Here is a 7,596-nt window from a genome sequence, read left to right as displayed (position 1 = left end):
GCTCTTTCGCGCTCCGCTTCAAGCACTTATTCAATATAGCGAACCTACTTCATTGTGTCAACTATTTTTCCCAAATTATTTTTGGACGGCTTCTGTGTCTCCTGAAACTGCCCACAGTGCCGGATTCTAGGCAACAATGGTTTATGCACTGTGTTGACTAAGGATGGAACAAGCGTGAATTTTCAGTCGGTAATAAGTTTATTACATCATTTCTGGGGCGATCGCGGTTGTCTTATTGCCCAGCCATACGATATTGAGAAGGGGGCTGGTACTAAGAATCCACAGACTTTTTTAAGAGCATTGGGACCAGAACCCTGGGCTGTTGCTTATGTTGAACCTTGTCGTCGACCTACTGATGGACGCTACGGTGAAAACCCTAACCGCTTCCAACACTATTATCAGTACCAAGTTTTGATCAAGCCGTCACCAGATAATATCCAGGAGATTTATCTTGATTCGTTAAGGGCTTTAGGTATCCGTCCTGAAGACCACGATATTCGGTTTGTAGAAGATAACTGGGAAGATGCAACAGTGGGAGCTTGGGGTACTGGGTGGGAAGTATGGTTAGATGGGATGGAAGTTACTCAATTTACCTACTTTCAACAGTGTGGAGGAATTGATTGCCGTCCGGTGTCGATTGAAATTACATACGGGTTAGAGCGGCTGACAATGTATCTCCAGCAAGTAGAAACATTTACTAAGATCCAGTGGACAGACAACATTACTTATGGCGATGTTTTCCTGCAAAGTGAGATTGAGCAGTGCACATACAACTTTGAAGCGTCAAATCCTGAGTTGCTACTGACATTATTTAATTTGTATGAGCAGGAAGCTACCCAATTGACGGGGCGAGGGTTGGTATTGCCTAGCTTAGATTATGTAATGAAGTGTTCGCACACATTCAATCTGCTGGATGCTAGAGGTGTGATTTCGGTGACGGAGAGAACTCGCTATATTGCTAGGATTCGGCATTTGGCTAGGAAGGTAGCTCATTTATATGTTGAGCAAAGGGAGAAGTTGGGTTTTCCGTTGCTCAAAGATACTGTGAGTTCAACAGGAAGCCCAACATCCTAAAGGGTGCGCCTACACAAACTAAGTACAGCTTTGTGTAAAATAATAGCGTTTTTAAACGCAGAGTAAAGGCAAAGGTACGCAGAGTCGTGCCAAATTTAATTCACTACGATTTTATGTTCTGTTTATCCTTGTGGCGCTCAGGTTTAAGCTAGGTATATCTTTTTGATTTGGCTTTTGCTAGAGGACAGAAATACGGTTAAATATTGAGTCTAGAACATTCAAGCTACAAGGATAGGGCCCGCCTGCCTGTGCGGGCTTTGTTTATATAAACTTGATGGACTATACTCACCACAAGCATAAAAACTTTTCGCTGTTGCTAGTTAGAGAGATAAAAAGCTCACGCAGAGGTGTTCCAAGCACAGATAATAAGAGTTTGGAATATTTTATTTTTGAATTTCATAACCAAATTCAGCAACGCCGATTTTTCTTTATTGCTGCCCTATCCATATTTAAACCATCTGCAAATTCGGGTTGCCAGGTGCTTTTACAAAAATCTTATGATTCAAACCAGTGGTGTAATTATTTGTCTTGGCTACATTTTTGGGTTGCTGTTTACAGCAGTTCCTTGGGGTGGTGTGGGGATTTTGGTTCTGGGGATAGTGGGAGCAATTGTTTTTAGAAGACGCAGCACACTACAGCAATTTGCTCAGAAACCAGAAAATACTGGAAGCAAAAATAAGGCAGTGCCTAATATTTGGCAAACTATTCCCCATCCTCGAATATGGCTAGCTGCTGGCTTGGTGGGATTATTGGCAACTTTATATTTTCAATGGCGAATGCCACAACCGGGTGCAAAAGATATTAGTCAGTTTGTCCCGCCTGGAAATAGCAGCAATCAAGAACAGCTTGTGATTGTACGCGGCGAAGTGGCGAGTAATCCCCGCTTAACTCGCAGTCAGCGAGGACAATTTTGGCTGGAAACAACTCAGTTAGATGAAGTTAAAAATGATAAAGGTTCAGCAGGTGTCCCACAAGGGGTTACAGGCAAATTGTATGTGACAGTCCCTATACTTCAGGCTACTGGGTTATACCCTAGTCAACAAATTGCCGTGACTGGGATTTTGTACAAACCAAAGGCGGCTTCCAACCCTGGTGGTTTCGATTTTCAGAAGTTTCTGAAGCAGGAAGGAACGTTTGCTGGTTTGATTGGGAGACAAATAAATGTTTTAGATCAGGAACGTAAATGGGGATGGTGGCAAATTCGGGAGCGAATTGTGCGATCGCAAGTTCGTTGGTTGGGCGTTCCTGAAGGGCCTCTTGTCAGCGCAATGGTTTTAGGTAGCAAAGCTGTTGATTTACCTTACGATATCAGAGACTTATTTGTACAAGCCGGATTAGCTCATGCTTTAGCAGCTTCTGGGTTCCAAACTTCTTTGATTCTGAGTGTGATCTTACAGTTAACGAGACGGGCAAGAAAAGGAACACAATTTACCCTTGGGTTTTTGGGTTTAATCATTTTTCTGAGTTTAACAGGGTTTCAACCTGCGGTTCTCAGAGCCGTAATTATGGGTTTTGCAGCATTAGTTGGTCTGCTATTAAAAAGAAAGGTAAAACAGTTTGGCTCGTTACTATTAGCAGCAACTCTGCTATTAGTGTTTAATCCTCTATGGATTTGGGATTTAGGTTTTCAATTGAGTTTTTTAGCAACATTAGGATTAGTTGTAACAGTACCCGCATTAGTCAATCGCCTAGCATGGCTACCACCTGCGATCGCTGCTTTGATTGCTGTTCCCCTCGCGGCCACTATTTGGACTTTACCTGTGCAACTCTTTGTCTTTGGAGTTGTACCATCTTATAGTCTGTTGCTGAATGTGGTTAGTACTCCATTAATTTCGATCATTAGTATAGGTGGAATTATCAGTGCGTTAGTAGGTTTAGTGTGGACTGAAGCAGGAAGCTTCCTAGCTGGGGTGTTACATTACCCTACTGATTGGCTAATTAAACTAGTGGAATTTTTTAGCAAGTTACCTGGAAATTCTGTTGCTGTGGGCAGCATATCTACTTGGCAGCTTTTGGCGATTTATATACTAATTATATTGGTCTGGTTAGTGCGTTGGTGGCAAAGACGGTGGTGGTTTGCTAATATGATTGCGATTGGTTTAGTATTCATCCCACTTTGGCATTTTAAAAATACATTGTTTAGAATAACTGTCTTAGAATCGGGTACGGAACCAATCGTAGTTGTTCAAGATCGAGGTACTGTAACTGTGATTAATAGTGGTGATGAAGGTACAGGACGTTTTACGATTCTACCGTTTTTACAACAGCAGGGTGTAAATCAAATAAATTGGGCGATCGCAACTGATTTTCAAGGTAATCAAAGCAATGCTTGGTTTGAATTAATACAACGTTTACCAATCAATAATTTTTATGAATATTCACCCCAAACAGATAATTCTATTACGACTCAGGCAATTCAACAGGAACTACAAAAAAATCAAGGATTTTATCAACCATTGGCAGTTGGTCAATCTGTAAAAGCTGGTTCGATAGTAGCGCAGTTAATCAACGACCAATTACCAATTTTACAATTGCAAATTTTAGATCAAAATTGGTTATTAGTAGGTAATGTTAAATCTAAAGAGGTACAACAACTAGTTAAAAATGGAAGTTTGCCTCGCCCGCAAGTGCTTTGGTGTGCCCCTGAGTCATTGAAAGATTTAGTTATTGCTCTGCAACCACAAGTAGCGATCGCTTCTTCTGCCAACTTTGATCCAAAAACTTTATCTGAACTGAATCAAAGCCAAACTAAACTGTTCTTTACAGGACGAGATGGGGCTATTCAATGGACTCCTAATGGTCAGTTTGAGGCTTTTATTGAATCAACAGAAAATAAATCATCTGTTTTATAAAAAACTCATAAATTCAGTAAATTCAAGTTGTATTAAATCTATGACAATCTACTTTTATAGCACTCGTGAAGAATATGGTTGTTTCTCTAACTTTTCATCCCACGGCTTTGAATTAGATGGATTGTATTGGTTAACTAGCGAACACTACTTTCAAGCGCAAAAGTTTGTGGGTACACCTCATATAGAACAAATCCGCCTAGTTAAAACACCTAAAGATGCGGCAAGAATGGGGCGTGAGAGAACCCGTCCCCTACGTCAAGATTGGGAACAAGTTAAAGACGACATTATGCGGCAAGCTGTGCTATGTAAATTTCAAACTCATAGAGATATTAGAGATATTTTACTTTCTACAAACAATGTAGAAATTGTTGAAAATTCGCCTATCGATTTTTACTGGGGTTGCGGAGCCGATGGCAGTGGTAAAAATATGCTAGGAAAAATTTTAATGGAGGTGCGGGATATCCTACTTCATAGACAGAGCAAAGATATTGATAATAAAACTTGTTAGATAATCTCGATCGCAAGCAAATAATCTAATACTGCTATATAGTTATTAATCTTCATGAGTATTAATCTAAAAACCTCGATTAAAATTCAAAAGCGATCGTCGCTATATAAACTTTCACCTCTGCTAAACTTATGCTGTGGTAAAGGAGACTGGTGAAAGATGCATCCTAGTTTTGGGAACACTAAATTTAGCACTAGACTTCACAAGAAGGAGTTGATGTCTAAAGGCGAATGGAATAACCAGATCGAAAAATACAGTTCCCTTGCAATTACCCATAACATACCTAAAACCAGTGAAGCGTAATACAATTACCCATGAATTTGACTCTGGTTCACAAGCAGAAATAATACCTCTACAAGAAAGTGATGATCGTTTGTCAGAAGCGTCCAAGCTACTACGGCAAGGAATTCAACAGCAGCAAGCCGGCGAATTAATAACGGCGATGAAATCTTTACAGCAATCCTTGGGGCTGTTTCAGGCAGTTGGTGATTTAGAAAAACAGGCACAGGTACTTTCTTTTTTAGGATTGGTAACTTACAGCGCTGGAGACTACAAAGGTGCTATATCTTACTCCCAACAGTGTCTGTCTTTGCTCAATAACACCTCAGATTTAACATTGCAAATGCAAGCACTTTCCCATTTAGGTAATGCTTACCGTCACCTGAATGACCATGAAAAGGCAATTGAGTTTCTGGAAAAATGTTTGAAAATAACCCAGCAGCTGCAAGATAAACGCAGTCAAGTGGCAGCACTGAATAACTTGGGATTGGTTTATAAAGCTTGGGGCAAATTTACACAGGCAATTGAGTATCAGCAGCAAAGCCTAGAGATTGTGCGGGAACTCAAAGATAATTGGGGGGAGGAACAGGTACTCAAGAATTTAGGTAATGCTTGGTATGCTTTGAACAATTACCCAAAAGCGATCGCCTATTATGAGCAATGTGTAGTACTATCACGCTCCTTAAAAAATGTTCGCAGTGCTTCTCAAGTACTAAAGAATCTGGGCAATGCTTGTTATGCTTTAGGTGATTATACCAAAGCCATTAAGTATTATGAAGATCGATTGCAATTAGCCAAAGAAATTCAAGACAAGCGTAGTGAGGAACAGTCTTTAAGTAGTTTAGGAGTTGCTTGTGAAGCTTTGGGTGACTATAACAAAGCAATTACGTATTATGAAGAACGTTTGCTGTTAGCTAGAAATATCAAAGATCGTCGCAGTGAAGAACAAGCTCTTGCCAGTCTGAAAGTCGCTTGCTACGCCTTGGGTGATTACGCCAAAGCTATGCAATATCAGCAGGGAACATCTTCAAATAGTTAAAAAGTAAGATTGGAAAACAATTCAAAATTACTCGCACAGATCAATTCCCCCGATTGTCTTTTGTTGTTGGAGATATACGAGAACTTCTAATGTATCTACTTGGGGAAATTCCGCGTAAAAATTACTCACACTCCAGAAGGGTTCCGGTGTTTCCAAGACTATTGTGCGATCGCCCCACTGTTCCAACCAAGGTAGCAATTTTTGTGGCGCTACTGGAGTACATAACCAAACTGCTGCTGGAGAAAGCGCTCTCATGGCAGTTGCTGCTACCGCTATTGTCATACCTGTAGCAATGCCATCATCAACTAAGATGAGCGTAGCATTCTCTGCATTTACTTGCGGACAAGCAGGAATTAATTGAGCCTCAAGAGACTTAGCAAGGTTTATCGCTTTATTTAAAGCTATTTCTCGCCACCGCGCATCATGTTTAGAGCGAAATAGCTTTTGATCGGTCCAAAGAACATTTCCAGAAGTAGTCACTGCACCAATTGCTAACTCTTGGTTTTCTGGATGGCTAATTTTTTTTGCCACAACAATTGTCAACGGACAATCTAAAAGACGTGCTATTGGTGCTGCTACTGGTACACCCCCTCTTGGCAAAGCATAAACAATTGGTACAGGCTTTACCCCAGAATCAATAGTTTGCTGAGTCAAAACATCATGAATTACTCGCGCCAATAACTTACCTGCATGGGTACGATCGGCGAAAAGTGGGGTATGTGACATGGTTTCCCCCAGCATCTTAGGACGGCACTGCTTTTATCATGACTGAATTTTGTCTCAAATTAACTGATACAATAAGATTTGTATAAATAATTAAGTATTCAGCAAAAGTTTATTGTTCTGATAAATATCCAGCTAAAGGGCTATTTAAATCAGATATAACAGCTAGCGCTGATGCCAAAATCCTGATTTTCATGAGCAGCGAAACCCAACTCAGCCTCTTCGACGACTCAACTTTTAACCAACGAGAACTGATTCCTACAGACGCGAAAATTCCGATCGCTCCTGGAACTTATTCTGACATAACGGAGTTGACACAGCATTGCGATCGCTGCCACCGTTGTGCGTTGGGAGACACTCGCACTCATGCTGTTGTCGGACGTGGCAATCTCAAAGCACCAATTATGGTTGTGGGAGAAGCACCAGGTCAAAATGAAGATGAAACGGGTTTACCATTTGTAGGCAGATCGGGACAATTGCTGGAGAAAATTTTGGCATCGGTGAATCTGACTACTGAGCATGATGTATACATTGCCAATATCAATAAATGTCGCCCACCAGATAATAGAGTTCCAACGCCTGTAGAGGTGGCGGCTTGTCTACCATACCTACTAGAACAAATTCGCTTAGTTGACCCCAAAATAATTTTGTTAACGGGTGCAACTGCTGTCAAAGGGATCACTGGCGATAAGCGGGGAATTACGAAAATTCGCGGCCAGTGGCTAGAGTGGGAAGGGCGTTTATGTATGCCAATCTTTCATCCTTCCTACTTGCTGCGTAACCCTTCTAAAGAACAAGGTGCGCCTAAATGGTTGATGTGGCAGGATATCCGGGCAGTGCGTGCCAAGTTAGACGAAATTCAAAATAACAGCTAATGCTTAATCCCCTCTTTTTCTAGGGTTGTGATTACCAGCATCTTTTCAATTACTCACTTCGTTGCTATCCCGGTTGGGAATAAATTCTCAAGCTAATAGCTAAAGTCTTCTCAAGAAGACTAAATACAAGATTTTAAGCGATGTAGATGACTAGTATGCTTTGAATCATAATGTGAGAAAAATTTTGATCCATAAATTAGAAAAAAGTTAACGAAAATTCAGGCTTTCGCGCTAATCACAAATTAC

The 7,596-nt window shown here is 40.8% G+C and carries 5 protein-coding genes and 1 pseudogene; 5 read left to right on the top strand and 1 reads right to left on the bottom strand.

All coding sequences use genetic code 11. The features are described 5' to 3' along the window. Positions 1-174 precede the first annotated feature (174 nt). The 4 genes and pseudogenes from glyQ to V7K61_RS03965 all read left to right on the top strand — a co-directional run bounded on the left by glyQ (position 175) and on the right by V7K61_RS03965 (position 5,752). A complete protein-coding gene (gene glyQ / locus V7K61_RS03980) occupies positions 175-1,074 on the top strand; it encodes a glycine--tRNA ligase subunit alpha (protein ID WP_335051127.1) in 900 nt (299 codons plus the stop codon). A gap of 497 nt (positions 1,075-1,571) precedes the next feature. After that, complete coding sequence (locus V7K61_RS03975) at positions 1,572-3,926, top strand: ComEC/Rec2 family competence protein (protein ID WP_335051125.1); 2,355 nt, start codon at positions 1,572-1,574, stop codon at positions 3,924-3,926. A gap of 40 nt (positions 3,927-3,966) precedes the next feature. Beyond that, positions 3,967-4,434, top strand: coding sequence for an NADAR family protein (locus V7K61_RS03970; RefSeq protein ID WP_335051123.1), 468 nt, complete (start codon positions 3,967-3,969; stop codon positions 4,432-4,434). Positions 4,435-4,650: 216 nt separating this feature from the next. After that, positions 4,651-5,752: pseudogene (locus tag V7K61_RS03965) on the top strand (tetratricopeptide repeat protein). 27 nt (positions 5,753-5,779) lie between these two features. On the opposite strand, the gene V7K61_RS03960 reads toward V7K61_RS03965, so the two are convergent. Beyond that, on the bottom strand, positions 5,780-6,478 hold the full coding sequence (locus V7K61_RS03960; protein WP_335051121.1) for a phosphoribosyltransferase: 699 nt from the start codon (positions 6,476-6,478) through the stop codon (positions 5,780-5,782). Between the two features lie 191 nt (positions 6,479-6,669). Here V7K61_RS03960 and V7K61_RS03955 point away from each other — a divergent pair, with 191 nt between their 5' ends. Continuing rightward, entirely contained in the window at positions 6,670-7,350 is a 681-nt protein-coding gene (locus tag V7K61_RS03955) for a uracil-DNA glycosylase (RefSeq protein WP_335051119.1), read from the top strand. The last annotated feature ends 246 nt before the right edge of the window (positions 7,351-7,596 follow it).

It is taken from the genome of Nostoc sp., assembly GCF_036918015.1.
Taxonomy (GTDB): Bacteria; Cyanobacteriota; Cyanobacteriia; order Cyanobacteriales; family Nostocaceae; genus Nostoc.
This window is presented reverse-complemented; position numbering and strand designations above follow the sequence as displayed.